Annotated in this window: 13 protein-coding genes; 10 read left to right on the forward strand and 3 right to left on the reverse strand. The window is 42.1% G+C overall.

Annotated elements, in window-relative coordinates; all coding sequences use genetic code 11:
* Positions 1-525, forward strand: a complete 525-nt coding sequence (locus HXT45_RS01240) for a hypothetical protein (protein ID WP_421781947.1) — start codon at positions 1-3, stop codon at positions 523-525.
* Between the two features lie 44 nt (positions 526-569).
* Here the strand turns inward: HXT45_RS01240 and HXT45_RS01245 are convergent, their stop codons facing one another.
* Positions 570-1,838: an MFS transporter gene (locus HXT45_RS01245; RefSeq protein ID WP_421781949.1), complete on the reverse strand. Its 1,269-nt coding sequence runs from the start codon at positions 1,836-1,838 to the stop codon at positions 570-572.
* Between the two features lie 308 nt (positions 1,839-2,146).
* Between HXT45_RS01245 and HXT45_RS01250 the strand changes: the two genes are divergently transcribed.
* The 6 genes from HXT45_RS01250 to HXT45_RS01275 all read left to right on the forward strand — a co-directional run bounded on the left by HXT45_RS01250 (position 2,147) and on the right by HXT45_RS01275 (position 8,060).
* Positions 2,147-2,272, forward strand: a complete 126-nt coding sequence (locus HXT45_RS01250; protein ID WP_004131337.1) for a hypothetical protein — start codon at positions 2,147-2,149, stop codon at positions 2,270-2,272.
* A gap of 207 nt (positions 2,273-2,479) precedes the next feature.
* Positions 2,480-3,751 (forward strand): ABC transporter substrate-binding protein, encoded by a 1,272-nt coding sequence (locus HXT45_RS01255; protein WP_004131339.1) that lies wholly within the window; start codon positions 2,480-2,482, stop codon positions 3,749-3,751.
* An 84-nt stretch (positions 3,752-3,835) separates the two neighbouring features.
* Positions 3,836-4,741: a carbohydrate ABC transporter permease gene (locus tag HXT45_RS01260; protein ID WP_004118115.1), complete on the forward strand. Its 906-nt coding sequence runs from the start codon at positions 3,836-3,838 to the stop codon at positions 4,739-4,741.
* Positions 4,741-5,562: a carbohydrate ABC transporter permease gene (locus HXT45_RS01265; RefSeq protein WP_004112888.1), complete on the forward strand. Its 822-nt coding sequence runs from the start codon at positions 4,741-4,743 to the stop codon at positions 5,560-5,562. Before HXT45_RS01260 ends, HXT45_RS01265 begins: the two co-directional genes overlap by 1 nt.
* A gap of 33 nt (positions 5,563-5,595) precedes the next feature.
* Positions 5,596-6,975, forward strand: a complete 1,380-nt coding sequence (locus HXT45_RS01270; protein ID WP_172539774.1) for a glycoside hydrolase family 13 protein — start codon at positions 5,596-5,598, stop codon at positions 6,973-6,975.
* Positions 6,976-7,004: 29 nt separating this feature from the next.
* On the forward strand, positions 7,005-8,060 hold the full coding sequence (locus tag HXT45_RS01275) for a LacI family DNA-binding transcriptional regulator (protein ID WP_004131343.1): 1,056 nt from the start codon (positions 7,005-7,007) through the stop codon (positions 8,058-8,060).
* Positions 8,061-8,175: 115 nt separating this feature from the next.
* Here HXT45_RS01275 and HXT45_RS01280 read toward each other — a convergent pair whose 3' ends face one another.
* Positions 8,176-9,702, reverse strand: coding sequence for an aminotransferase class I/II-fold pyridoxal phosphate-dependent enzyme (locus tag HXT45_RS01280; RefSeq protein WP_421781953.1), 1,527 nt, complete (start codon positions 9,700-9,702; stop codon positions 8,176-8,178).
* Positions 9,703-10,060: 358 nt separating this feature from the next.
* Here HXT45_RS01280 and HXT45_RS01285 point away from each other — a divergent pair, with 358 nt between their 5' ends.
* Positions 10,061-10,327: a hypothetical protein gene (locus HXT45_RS01285; protein WP_016797389.1), complete on the forward strand. Its 267-nt coding sequence runs from the start codon at positions 10,061-10,063 to the stop codon at positions 10,325-10,327.
* Between the two features lie 102 nt (positions 10,328-10,429).
* Here HXT45_RS01285 and HXT45_RS01290 read toward each other — a convergent pair whose 3' ends face one another.
* On the reverse strand, positions 10,430-11,221 hold the full coding sequence (locus HXT45_RS01290; RefSeq protein WP_421781955.1) for a nitroreductase family protein: 792 nt from the start codon (positions 11,219-11,221) through the stop codon (positions 10,430-10,432).
* A gap of 170 nt (positions 11,222-11,391) precedes the next feature.
* Between HXT45_RS01290 and HXT45_RS01295 the strand changes: the two genes are divergently transcribed.
* On the forward strand, positions 11,392-12,177 hold the full coding sequence (locus HXT45_RS01295) for a histidine phosphatase family protein (protein ID WP_421782258.1): 786 nt from the start codon (positions 11,392-11,394) through the stop codon (positions 12,175-12,177).
* Between the two features lie 152 nt (positions 12,178-12,329).
* A complete protein-coding gene (locus HXT45_RS01300; protein ID WP_004131351.1) occupies positions 12,330-13,673 on the forward strand; it encodes an ABC transporter substrate-binding protein in 1,344 nt (447 codons plus the stop codon).
* The last annotated feature ends 16 nt before the right edge of the window (positions 13,674-13,689 follow it).

Genomic DNA, 13,689 nt, shown 5'->3' on the forward strand with positions numbered 1-13,689 from the left:
ATGAATAATCATACTATTGGTAAAGCAACTCTTATTGTTGGCGTGCTTAGTGCGCTTCTTATGTTTAATGCGTGTGGAGGAATAGGCAACAATAATGCGAGTGGTATGGGTGGTGCGCACTCGCAAAATAGTTCGCCTAGAGAGATTGTTGATTTTGCTCATATAGAGAAGGAATATCAGGAATCTGTGGCAAAGCTTAGTTGGCCTGAAAAATATAAAGCTCCTGCAAACTTGGTTGGAGAAGAAAAAGACAGTCAGTTCCAGAGTGGATATGGCGATACGCAAGCATCTAATTATTATCAGTGTGCTTGGGAACGGCAATGGCTAGACACGTATGCTAGTGATGAACAAGCGGCAAGTAAAGCTTTGCATGAGCTTGAAAAAGTGCCTAGCATGCCGTTTATGGGTCCAGACCGTTGTGATGATGCAACGCGAAACTTTTTCAAAGAGCATATGCGTAAAGCAAAACTGGGAGATCCGTCAGGATTCCAACAGGATGTGCAAACTAATTGCCCTGTGATGTAATTGCATTTGTATAGCTTTATTGTGCTTTCGCACTAAATAGCTTGTTATATGCTTCTTTTTACCCATGTTGATGGTGTCCAATAATCTTTGGTAAGCATTGATGGGTATGTTTGTTTACGAGCTTGAATAATCCATAAGGCTATACCTGTTGAAACAAGTATTACGCCAGATGCAATCATTATGAATAATGATGAATTTAGATTTCCCCATGCTAGTACGCTTGCATACCCCACGATAATGCCGCATTGCTCCATAATGGAAGTAAAAGTAGTAGTCGCGCCGAGAATGTGTGTTGGTATGCCATCGAGAAGAGCTGTTTGCCCATAGACAATAGTGGCGTCAAAAATAATACCTGCAATGAAGGCAGAGCAAAGAAAAAGAGCAATCCAATTATTAAGTGCGAAAATAAGTAAAGGAATAGAAAGGAATCCAGGTAATAAAATAGAGTATAAAATCTCATAATGAAGCACAATGTATTTGCATAATACTGAACCTACAATCATGCCAATGTTAAATATGCTGACTATTGATCCCCACGTGGATGCCGAATGAAAAAGCGTGAGACAATGGTGTGCTCCCATTAATCTGAATGCGGCAAGCCATGATCCAGATTGTAATGCTGATACTACTCCTAAGACTATTAACCATGGTGTAGATTTCATATAGTGTAGAGAAGCTGCAAAACCATCAGTTTTATTGCTTCCTGTTCCTGTTTTCGTATTGTTTGCGCTATTTTGTGATTGCTGGTTTAGATTAACTAACAGTAGAGGTAGCGCCGCTAATATCATCACAATAGCAATGCTCGTAAAGAAAATGAGCGGATTACATATATCAACAAATATGCCAGTGATTGCAGGTGCAGCAAGCCTGCTGAGATTAATCCACATGCGCATGCTTGCTAAAAATTTGGTTTTTTCGCCAGTCGGTACGCTATACGCCATCAATACTTTTTGATTAGGTGAAGAAAATGCAGTAAAGAATCCGAATATTATGCCGAGTAGCGTAACCGTAATAGCAATAAGATTATGCTGTGCTACTAAAGCGAAACCGTATCCAGCACACAGCAAGGCAAAGCAGAACGTTAGCGCTATAAACAATCTAGTTGGTGGATATTTATCTGCGATAATGCCGCCAAGCGGTGCTGCTATGCAGGTCATAAGCGCTACTGATACCGCGTTAAGCGCTGCGTGAGATAAGTCGACATGCATTAAAAGATATAGACTCACGCCAAATCTACAGCTTGTTAAAAGAAAAGCATTAAGCGATAAAACGGCAATAATAAGAGTTGTACGAATTCGTGCCGCAGCGTTCATTTCCTTCTCTTTTTTCTTTTATGTTATGGATGTCTTTCATATTCTGAATGATATATGCCTCTTGATATACACCTTTTTCTGGACTGTGAGTGAATGAGTGTTTTATTGCTGTGTTTTACTCTTAACTACTCTTAACTACTCCGAAATGTACTTACTTTGCGCTTTGTTGTTTGTGTCGTGATTTGCATCGCTGCGGCTTGCAGGCGCGGCAAGTAGATAACATGTAATTTTTAAGGGATTGACGTTTGTTTAACAATGTAGTAAATTGATTTACAAGAGTTTAGCATTGCAGTTCAAAGGAGACTGAAATGGAAAGAATACCTAAAGGTAAAAAGTTCCAATTTAAGGCATTGCTTGATGACAAACAGTGGGTATTTAAAGATAATGTCTTCGGAGTTGGAGGGGAGGAGGTAGAAACAAGCGTGCATTTTTGATTTGGTGTCTGTGTGAACATGACATGTAGATTTATATGAGCCAGTGTTTGCGGCAATTAAAAAACTGTTTGCTTGTTATGTAGTCATACAACAAAGAATAAAAAAATTACTAGTTTGTTTTCTGATGCTTTAGAGAATAGTTCGTCACCCATTTTCTAAATGCAAAATGAGTGCAAGTTAACATATGCAGATAAAAAGAAGGTTACAATGAAGAAACTTACAAAAATATGTGCATTAATCGGTGCTGCTGCAATGATTATTAGCGCAGGTGCGTGTGGTAGCGCAAAATCATCCGACGCTAATGGCTCAACACAGCTTACCATTTGGCATTATTGGGATGGCGCTAATGCCGATACCTTTGATGCAATGGTGAAGGATTTTAATGCTTCGCATAAAAATATTAAGATTAAGACTGCGAGCGTCCCGAACTCTGATTTTATGACGAAGCTTCGTGCATCGGCTTCGTCGAAGAGCTTGCCAGATATTTCTATAAGTGATTTGGTATGGGTGCCACAGATTGCAAAAATGGGCAATTTGACTGATCTTTCTAAGGTTATCAGCTCGAAAACGCTCGATGATGTGACTCCTGCATTGATTGACTATGGTCATATTGACGGCAAACAAGTTTCTGTGCCAGTTACTGCCAATAATCTTGCGTACATGTACAACAAGGACGTTTATAAAGCAGCTGGGTTAGATCCTAACAAACCACCACAAACATGGGATGAGTTGAAGAAAGTTGCCGAGACAATCAAGGAAAAGACAGGCAAGCCAGGGTATGATTTGCTTACTCAAGCAGGAGATAACGGCGAAGGTTTAACTTGGAACTTCCAGGTCAACTTGTGGCAAGCTGGCGGCGAATTCTTGACAAAGGATAATTCTAAGGCTGCATTCAATACGCCAGAAGGCAAGAAGGCTATGAACTTCTGGATGGATCTTATCAAGAGCGGCGTGAGCCCATATGCTAAGTGGGGCGAATTTGAAAAGGGCAAGGGTGGTTCTGCTCAGGAAGGTAGCTGGATGGTTGGCATCTGGGCGCCAGATCCACCATTTGATTTCGGTGTAGCGAAAGCTCCTCATCCAAAGGATGGCAAGGAAGCGACTAATCTCGGTGGTGAACAAGCAATCGTCTTCCATAATTCTGACGCTCGTGCCAAGGCTGCTGGTGAGTTCTTGAACTGGTTCTTGCAGCCAGAACAGGTGATCAAGTGGTCGCAAAAGACTGGCATGCTTCCTGTAACGAAGAGTGTTGCAAAGTCTGATAAGTATTTGGATTGGGTTAAGAAGGAACAGCCTCGTTTAATTCCGTTTGTGGAACAAATGGAGATTGCTCATACGCGTCCAAATACGCCATTGTATCCAAAGATTTCCTTTGAATTTGCAAAGGCTGTGGAGAAGGCTTTCGCTGGAGAGCAGAGTGTTGACGAAGCGCTTGCGAATGCTGAAAAGGCAGTAAACGACGTGATTGCCAAAGGCTGATTGCATAAATACTGTGCCGATAGCTGGGTCAAAGGAAATGAAGTTGACTCAGCTATCGGAGTTCTTTGCATCAAGGAGTATGTAATGAAAAAACGTCATTTTCTCAAGTCTGCGCACAGGCACTACCAGAAAGATCAAGTAATATGTGCTGCGGTATTCTTGTTGCCAGCAGTGCTTATTATTGGTGGTTTCGTGCTGTACCCTGTGTTGTCTGCTGTATATATTTCACTAACATCGTGGGATGGATTCTCTCCAGAAAAGAAATTTATTGGCTTGGGAAACTATGTTCGTCTTTTCCAAGATCCTGAGTTTTTCAATAGCTTAATGGTAACGGTTATTTATGCTGCTGGTGTATGTGTATTAAGTGTGCTGACTGGATTGTTGCTCGCGCTTTTGCTTGATGCGCCTATACGAGGTAGGAGTATTTATCGTAGTATTTACTTCCTTCCAGTGGTTACATCTTCTGTGGCTGCAGCCATTGTGTGGAAATATATGCTCGATCCTTCTGGATTCGTGAACAGTGTGTTGATGAAATTCAATATACATGGACCAGATTGGTTACAAAATCGCTGGCTTGCGCTTATTGCATTAATTCTTTTGACCGTGTGGAAAAATATTGGTTTTAACGCTATTTTGTATTTAACTGCGTTACAAGCATTGCCAAAAAGCGTGTATGAAGCGGCTGCATTAGATGGAGCTACTGGGTGGCAAAAATTATGGAAGATTACTTTCCCATTGCTATCTCCAATGACGTTTTTTGTAGTAGTTCAGGCATTAGTAACGAGCTTCCAATCCTTCGACCTTGCATACATGCTCACTGGTGGCGGTCCTCGCGGAGGCACGGAAGTGCTTGGCATGATGATGTATCGTGATGCGTTCAAGCTCGGTGATTTTGGCTATGGAACAGCAATAGCGTTCATTACGCTTGCGCTAGTGCTAGGCGTGACGATGATTCAATGGAAAGTTTCTGGAGCACAAGGAGAAGAATAATGAAATCATCATTATGGTCGCGTTTGGCGCGTCATGCGATTCTGATTTTAGGTTCAGCAACAGTAATCATTCCATTTTTGTGGATGTTCACTACTTCTTTGCAAATGCGTGCTGAAACATACACGAATACTTCAATTTTTCCTACATCATGGCATTGGGAAAACTATATTCACGCTTGGCAAGCGGCACCGTTTGCGCAATATTATTGGAATACGCTATTGATGACGGTAGGGATTGTTGTAGGACATTTAATATTTGATGCCTTTGCCGCCTACGCTTTTGCGCGATTAGAATTTCCTTTGAAGAAAACAATATTCATTCTGCTGCTTTCTGCATTGATGATTCCTAATTTTGTGATTGTTATTCCGTCTTATGAGATAGTCGCTAATTTGGGATGGGTTGATACGCTGTATGCTTTGATTGTTCCTAGACTTGCAGATGTGTTTGGCATTATTTTACTTCGCCAATATTTTGCAACAATTCCTCGAGAGCTTGATGAGGCAGCGCGCATTGACGGTTGTGGCAGGTTTGGAATATTCTTCAAAGTAATCGTTCCATTGTCGTCTCCAGCGTTTGCGACGCTTGGTATTTTTAGTTTTCTCTTTGCGTGGAATGATTTCCTTTGGCCGTTATTAGTTACGAATACGGATGAAACTCGTACAATTCAGATTGGTTTAGCATCCTTCGTAGGGCGTTACGGAACCTCTTGGAATTATTTGATGGCAGGAACTTTGACTGCAACAATACCAAGTATTATTGTGTTCCTTTTCTTCCAACGTGCGCTTGTTAGAGGAATTGCCAATACTGGTATGAAAGATTAGAAATTGTAGAAAAATTAAGGATGGGGTTTTATTATGTCTATACCACAGTGGTTGCCTGATGCAAGATTTTATCAGATTTTTCCTGATCGCTTCTATCGTTGTGAAGGCTACGGTATGCTAACTGAAGGTCATGTGCCGCTTGACTCATGGGATGCTGAGCCTACGCGTGAGAATTTCTTAGGTGGTAATATTGCTGGAATTACAGAAAAACTTGATTATATTCATGATTTAGGTTGCAATGCGCTCTATTTGAATCCAATTTTTTCTGCTGCAACAAATCATCGTTATGATGCAAACGATTATTTTAAAATCGATCCACTTTTAGGAACTCTTGAAGATTTCCATACATTGGTAGATGAAGCGCATAAGCGGAATATACGTATAGTACTAGATGCAGTTTTAAATCATTGTGGTAAAACTCATTGGATGTTTCAAGATGTTGTTAAAAATGAAGAGAATTCAGAATATGTTAATTATTTTTCAGTGAAAAACTTTCCAGTTAAGTCATTGCCTGTACCTAATTATAAAACCTGTTCTGGTTGTGAATATCTACCGAAGTGGAATGTGTTTAATCCAAAGGTGCGTGAGCATCATTTTAATGTTGCGAGATATTGGATTGATCAAGGTATCGACGGTTATCGTCTTGACGTTCCATATTTTATTTATCCAGAATTTTGGCAGGATTTTAGGCAAGTTGTTAAAGCAAAAAATTCAGAATTATGTTTGATAGCTGAAGAATGGAGAGACCCCGCTCAATGGCTGCAAGGAGACACTACCGATAGCACAATGAATTATACTCTGCGTGATTTAGTTTTAGGTTTTACTGCAACGAAGCGGTTCAATGCATACGATTTTGTTAACGGTATTAACCGTTTGCAGGAGCGCATACCGTATGGATATCACCATGGGATGATGAATTTGTTGGGTAGTCACGATACTGAGCGTGTTTTAACTGCGCATCAAAATAATACTGAGGATTGCATAGCTGCCTACTGTTGCATGTTTGCCTGCGAAGGTGCTCCGATGATTTATTACGGTGATGAACTTGGTATGGTTGGCGATAATGATCCTGGGTGCCGTTCTGGTATGCAGTGGGATAGTCTTGATACAAATGCTGAAATATTCCGTACAATTGTTCAATTAAATGCATTGCGGCGTGATCATATTGCGTTGCGAAGGGGTACGCAAAGTTGTTACGCTGTTGACGAAGATACTGTCATTATTTCGCGAGAGCATAAGGAAGAATCTCTTTTGATGATTATTTCACGTAATAATTTGGTAGAATATAATTCATCGAAGCTACCTCAACAATTGCAAAATCATAATTGGCGAATTATAAATGGTGTAACTGTTGGAGATAGTTGGCGCCCTAATAAAGATAATTCTATGATCGTATTGCAGGCTCAACAGTAAAAATAATGTAGAAGTAAGAAGTGTGAAGCATGGGAAAGAAAATTACAATGCAGGATATTGCTGATGCAGCGCGTGTCTCTAAATCTGCTGTCTCCTTTGCGTATAATACTCCTGATCGCTTATCGTCAGAAACTGTAGAACACATATTTTCAGTTGCAAAGGAACTAGGATATGTGCGTAATCCTGTTGCTTATATGCTGAGAACTCAAAAGACAAATAGTTTGGGATTGTTACTACCGCAGCAATTAGGGCGAGTGCTAGAAAATCCATACTATTCGGAATTTATTCAGGGTATTGGGCAAATCTGTGAGCGAGAGGGATTGACGCTTCTTTTAGTGCCTCCACTTCGTAATTCTATGTTAAAAGCAATTCCTTATGCTGCAGTTGACGGTTTTATAGTAACTGGTTTAGAAGAAGATCGTGGTGAAGTTGAAGCTCTTATGCAGCAAGGAAAGCCATTTGTGATTGTTGACAGTGAAGTACATAGCCAGGCTCCGAGTATCAATATTGATGAGTCGCGCGCTATGAAAGAATTAACTGAGCATCTTATTTCATTAGGTCATCGCAATTTTGTGGTGATTTCTCCAGAATCAGGCAATGATGATGGGTATCTTTCTTGGCATGGAACAATTCGTCGCCGTATTGATGGTGTGATTTCTGCTTTAGAAGAGAATGGAATAGCTCCACTGGTCGATAAGAAAAATGTTATTGAAGTGCCATGTACTCGTACTGGAGGAGAAGAAGCTTTTGCGCAAATAAAACAAAATAATTCTGTATTACCAACTGCATTCATCTGTTTTAGTGATGTTATTGCGTTTGGAGTAATGGACGCTGCTAGACAGTCTGGTTTGCAAATTCCACGTGATATTTCTGTTACAGGATTTGATGATATAGATGAGTCTGCATGTAGTAATCCACCGTTGACAACAGTTAAACAGCCTGTTACAGCTAAAGGACGTTTAGCTGCTGAATATATAGTAGAAACTTTGAATGCTGGGTATGAACGCGCATCATCCCGTCACGTATGTCTACCTATTACTGTGCTGCTGCGTGAGTCGATTGGCCCAGTAGCATCTATAAGATAACAGGTTGCTTAGTAAATACTTTGATTCCTTCCTCCTATGAAAAATATAGTGCTACGTTAAATTTTTTTTAGCGTGGCACTATATTCATAATTTTTTTATATAAAAATTATTTTTTCTACTGGCGATAGTAGGAGAGGAAGTTAGAGAGTTTGCCCATTGCGTCACGAAGCGTTTGCAAGCGCGGCAAGTAAACTACGCGGAAGTAGCCTGGAGTCTGCCAATTAAAGCCTTTGCCGTGCACAATCAGCAACTTCTGGTCGCGCAGCAAATCAAGCGCAAACTGTTCGTCATCGTGAATGTTGTATCGACTTGGATCGAGCTTTACAAACATGTAGAAAGCGGCGTCTGGTCGCTCAACGCTTACGCCATCCATCTCCTGAAGCGCGTTATAGCAATACTCGCGCTGCTCGTACACGCGTCCGCCTGGTTCCAAATACTTCTCAACGCTCTGGTATCCGCCCAAAGCAGTCTGAATAATCGACTGCGCAGGAACGTTCGAGCACAAGCGCATATTAGACAGCATGTTAAGTCCCATAATGTAGTCGCGAGCCTTGGATTTATCTCCCGAAAGACTCATCCAACCAATACGGAAGCCAGCAATCATATGCGACTTAGAAAGTCCGCTGAAAGTTACGCAGAATACGTCTGGAGCAAGAGAAGCAATCGAAATATGCTTCTTGCCATCCATAACAAGACGGTCGTAAATCTCGTCCGCAAAAATAATCAGATTAAACTCGCGCGCAATCTTAACAATCTCTTCCAAAACTTCGCGACTATACAGCACACCCGTAGGATTATTCGGGTTAATAATCACGATTGCTTTAGTGCGAGGGGTGATTTTAGAGCGAATGTCGGCAATATCTGGGTACCAATGCGACTTTTCGTCACACATGTAGTGCACAGGAGTACCTCCAGCCAGGCTAGCGCACGCAGTCCACAGCGGATAGTCTGGGCTTGGAATAAGAATCTCGTCGCCGCAATCAAGCAGTGCTTGCATAGAAAGGTTAATCAGCTCGGAAACGCCGTTTCCAGTGTAAATATCTTCCATTTGTACGCCTGGAATGCCCTTAAGCTGATCGTATTGCATAATCGCCTTGCGCGCGGAGAAAAGTCCGCGACTATCCGAGTAGCCTTCGCAGTCAATAAGCTGCTGCTGCATGTCGTAAATTACTTCGTCTGGAGCGCGGAAACCAAAAGGAGCAGGATTCCCAATGTTGAGCTTTAGAATATGCGTTCCGTTTGCTTCCATGCGGTTTGCTTCTTCAACAACTGGGCCGCGAACATCGTAAAGCACGTGCTCAAGTTTGGTGGATTTGTTGAAAGATCTATGTTTGAGTGTTTGGGAAAGTTGTTCTTCTGTAAGCTGTGGCTGATTTAATTGTGATTCTTCTGCAGACTGGCAGTTTTGCGCGGTTTTTGCGCAAGAATGCCCACCTTTGATTCCGTCGCTGCTAATTCCAAGAATTTGTGCAAGCATATCTCGCACGTCTTTGCGTGGCTCAGTTTTTCCGCTTAAATATTGACTTAGTTGACTTTTGCCAAGTTTATGGCCATCTTTTGCTGCAAGCTCGATTACGTCAATCTGCTTATATCCCTTGATTTTCATGGCCTTTTTAAGGTCGTTTGCAAAATTCTGTGCCATAATCCGTCTTTCTTATAGAAGCTTATAAAATCAGCATTCTTAAATTGAACAAACTTACAACAAAGTTCAAAATAGAAGATATAAATTGAACTTTGAGGCGATTAAAAGACAATTTTACGCATAAAAAAGCATTTTGCAAGCCTAGAATTGAATTTATTTTGAATTTTGACCAAATTCTGGCTGAGCAATAATTAAGAATTGAACTAAAAAGACATTAAATTGAACTTATTTTGATTTGCTGGAATACGATTTTGCGCAAGCCGCAATCTTGTAGTGTGTTTGTATTAAAAAGTGCCTAAATTGGGTATAATCGCACTACATAAAGTTGCTAATCAACGCAGTTTATTGCGGTGATACTATGGGTTACATGTATTTCTTTACTCCGCGCAGATGTGAATCTACTCAAAAAATCATGTATGCCAACAAAGGGCAGGCTCTTATTGCAGCGGATAAAAGTTTTACAGAACGTGGAGCAAAGCTGTGGGTTTATAAATGCGATTATTGCGGAAGTTGGCATTTAACGCATTCAAATCCTGCGATTCGTAAGTATTGCGATATGCGCTCGCGGTTTGAAACAACAAAACCCAAGTCTAGAAAACGCGGATATAAACCGCGTATTCGCTAAATAATTAACGCTAAATGCTTAACGCTAAAAAATCAGCAAATCAGTGAATCAGCAAATCAGTACTTAAAAGTAAATCCTTGCGCATTAAGCTGCGATTCGCAACTATGGTTTTTTGGCTCCAGAATCTACAGCAAGCTTTGTGATTTGCGCACTGAATGCGTCCACTGGCCTATCTGCATTACGCAAATCGTAGTATTTATGCACTCTTTCGTCGAAGTCTGCAAGTTTTTCAATCAAAACATCATCGCTGCTAGGGTATTCATTTTCAAAGAATTGCATACTCGAGTCCATGCGTGGCTTTAATTCTGGGCTTTGGTCTGGCTTGCCGATTGCAATCCCAAGAACGGGATACGTGTATTTTGGCAACTTCAAAAGTTCAATTAAATCTGGAATATTATTCAAAATTGAACCAAGAATTACGCAACCGAGTCCAAGCGATTCCGCGGCTGTTTCCATTGCGTGTAGTGCAAGAACAGCGTCGTTTTGCGATTGAGAGAATCTGTAGCCTGTTTTAAGAGTAAAATCGCTGCTTTCTGTGTCAATGCCATTTTTGCGTGCTATAGCAGCGTTTCTGCTCTGGTCAATAATAAAAACGTACAAAAGTGGCGCTGTTGCTATGTAAGTTTGATTGCCAAGTTTAGAAAGTTTTTGTTTAAGATCTTTGCTTGTGATTTTGATTGCAGACCAGTCGTTCAAAAACTGACTGCAAGCTGCGCGCTGTGCTGCTGCTTCCAACGTTTTTGCAATATCTTCGCTAATTGGCTCATCTTTAAAAGCGCGTATAGATCTGCGATTAAGAAGCGTTTGAATAGTTTGATTTGCATATTCGTTCTGCGCATTATTTTGCTTGCTGTTTTGCTCGCTGTTCTGTGCGTTGCTTTGAGTTGACGTCATGTTTTTATATTAATGGCAACGAAATACCAATTAGAAATTGGCATGTAGAAGTGTTATAAAAGTGTTATAAATGTACGAGTGAACAAGTTGGCAGCGAAGCCGCTTGATGAATGCTTGCGTTAATGCACCAAGCGCAAGCTAAGAATGGTGGTGCTAAGGCGGCGTTGGGTATGCTGAACGGTTTGAACAATATTGACATTAAAGTTAATGGCGATTTGTGCACAACGGATGCAACAGATACAACGGATTCGTACGCGATTCAAGATGTTCCAGCAACATGTTCGGGAGCGCCCGAAGGGCGACTAGTGCTTTTGCGCCACGGTCAAACTGCTTGGAGTGAATCTGGCCAGCACACAGGCCGCACCGATATTCCACTAACGCAAGTTGGCCGCAATCAAGCTATAAGCGCAGGCGCCAGGATTCGTCAAGCTTTTCCAAACGGTTTCAGCGAGGATTGCCAGTTTGTAAGCCCGCTTATTCGCGCTCAGCAAACGGCTCAGTTGGCAGGATTTTCGCATTGCACGCCGCTAGAATACGCTGCCGAGTGGGATTACGGCTGCGCAGAGGGGCGCACTCGAAAAGATGTGTCCGCTCTAAGCGGTGTTGAGTCGTGGGATGTTTGGAAGGATGGCCCTAAAGCTCTTCCAGATTTTATGTCGGATTCTTGCCAAGAGGTTCTTCCAAGTGGCGAAATAGTAAAAGTCGTGCGTACTAATGGCGAATCTTTACAAGAAGTTTCTAATCGTACTCAAAAAATAATCGACTCTGTTTTGCCAAAACTTAAAAGCGGCAAGGATGTGATTATTGTAGCTCACGCGCACATTCTTAGGATTTTAGCAACCAGATGGCTTGGTGTTGACGCTTCTTACGCGCGCTTACTTCGACTAGACACCGCGCATTACAGCGCTCTTGGAACTTATAAGGGCGATCGTGTAATCGTTCGCTGGAATTGCTGATTTTTGCTTGCTTTAGATATACGACACGCCACCATATCAACGCTGCTATCGTTTGCAATATTTTTGCATTTGAGGCATAATAAAAAATGTCGAAAGGGCACCTAGGGGTGCGGCGGCCAAAAGTTGGGCCGACGGCATAGGAGAAAGGTTCGATGATGAATCGTACAATTAAGTCAACAATTGCGCTTGTAGCTTGCTCCGCAATGGCATTCGGTGCGCTCGCTGCATGCGGTTCTAGCTCTTCGGATTCTTCCGATAAGGGCAAGGTTTACTTCCTTAACTTTAAGCCAGAATCTGCTGATCAGTGGAAGGAAGTTGCTAAGGAATACACCAAGAAGACTGGTATTCCTGTAAAGGTTCAGAACGCTGCTTCTGGCACTTACGAGCAGTCCCTTAAGAGCGAAATCAGCAAGGGTAACGAAGCGCCTACACTGTTCCAGGTGAATGGCCCTGTTGGCTACGCAAGCTGGAAGGATTACACTGCAGATCTTAAGGATACCGAGCTTTACAAGCAGCTTCAAAACAAGGATATTGCTCTTAAGGATGGAGACAAGGTTGTTGGCGTTCCATACGCAATGGAAACTTACGGCTTGATTTACAACAAGGCTTTGTTAAAGAAGTACACGGAGCTTAAGGATGCTAAGGTAAAGTCTGCTGAAGAGATTAACTCCTTCGATAAGCTCAAGGCTGTTGCAGACGACATTCAGGCTCGTAAGGGTGAGCTTGGTGTTGATGGCGCATTCACTTCTGCTGGCTTCGATTCCAGCTCCGATTGGCGCTTTAAGACTCACCTTGCAAACATTCCTCTGTACTACGAGTTCAAGGCAGACAAGGTTACCAAGCAGCCAGCAAAGATTAAGGGCACGTTCCTTGATGGCTACAAGAAGATCTTTGATCTTTACATTACTGATTCCACAACTCCTGCAACTCAGCTCAGCTCTAAGACTGGCGAGGATGCAAACTCCGAGTTCTCTCTTGGTAAGGCTGTGTTCTATCAGAATGGTACTTGGGCTTGGACCGACTTGCAGAAGGCTGGCATGAAGGCCGAAGACCTTGGCATGCTCCCAATCTACATTGGTGCTAAGGGCGAAGAGAAGCAAGGCTTGGCTACTGGCTCCGAGAACTATTGGTGCATTAACGAGAAGACTTCGGATGCCAACAAGAAGGCAACCAAGGACTTCTTGAAGTGGGTTCTTACCTCTGATTACGGCAAGGAAGCTATGTCTAAGAAGATGGGCTTCACCACTCCGTTCAAGAGCTTTGCAGATATGAAGTCTGAGAATCCTTTGACTGCTGCTGCTGTTGAAGACGCTCAGTCTGGCAAGACTCCTGTAAGCTGGAACTTCACTATGATGCCATCTGACAACTGGAAGAACGATCTTGGCTCCGCTTTGCTTGAGTATGCTCAGGGCACTGGCAAGTGGGATAAGGTTAAGAGCGCCTTCGTTGACAATTGGGCTAAGGAAGTTGCTCAAGCTCACGAAGATCAGGACTAATCCGATTAATCCTAAG

The organism is Gardnerella sp. DNF01199S (assembly GCF_049244155.1).
GTDB lineage: Bacteria > Actinomycetota > Actinomycetes > Actinomycetales > Bifidobacteriaceae > Bifidobacterium > Bifidobacterium piotii.

Coding starts and splice junctions, on each gene's coding strand:
- HXT45_RS01245 (WP_421781949.1), bottom strand. CDS start 1,838: ATGAACGCTGCGGCACGAATTCGTACAACTCTTATTATTGCCGTTTTA.
- HXT45_RS01275 (WP_004131343.1), top strand. CDS start 7,005: ATGGGAAAGAAAATTACAATGCAGGATATTGCTGATGCAGCGCGTGTC.
- HXT45_RS01255 (WP_004131339.1), top strand. CDS start 2,480: ATGAAGAAACTTACAAAAATATGTGCATTAATCGGTGCTGCTGCAATG.
- HXT45_RS01270 (WP_172539774.1), top strand. CDS start 5,596: ATGTCTATACCACAGTGGTTGCCTGATGCAAGATTTTATCAGATTTTT.
- HXT45_RS01300 (WP_004131351.1), top strand. CDS start 12,330: ATGATGAATCGTACAATTAAGTCAACAATTGCGCTTGTAGCTTGCTCC.
- HXT45_RS01295 (WP_421782258.1), top strand. CDS start 11,392: ATGCTGAACGGTTTGAACAATATTGACATTAAAGTTAATGGCGATTTG.
- HXT45_RS01285 (WP_016797389.1), top strand. CDS start 10,061: ATGGGTTACATGTATTTCTTTACTCCGCGCAGATGTGAATCTACTCAA.
- HXT45_RS01290 (WP_421781955.1), bottom strand. CDS start 11,221: ATGACGTCAACTCAAAGCAACGCACAGAACAGCGAGCAAAACAGCAAG.
- HXT45_RS01250 (WP_004131337.1), top strand. CDS start 2,147: ATGGAAAGAATACCTAAAGGTAAAAAGTTCCAATTTAAGGCATTGCTT.
- HXT45_RS01240 (WP_421781947.1), top strand. CDS start 1: ATGAATAATCATACTATTGGTAAAGCAACTCTTATTGTTGGCGTGCTT.
- HXT45_RS01265 (WP_004112888.1), top strand. CDS start 4,741: ATGAAATCATCATTATGGTCGCGTTTGGCGCGTCATGCGATTCTGATT.
- HXT45_RS01260 (WP_004118115.1), top strand. CDS start 3,836: ATGAAAAAACGTCATTTTCTCAAGTCTGCGCACAGGCACTACCAGAAA.
- HXT45_RS01280 (WP_421781953.1), bottom strand. CDS start 9,702: ATGGCACAGAATTTTGCAAACGACCTTAAAAAGGCCATGAAAATCAAG.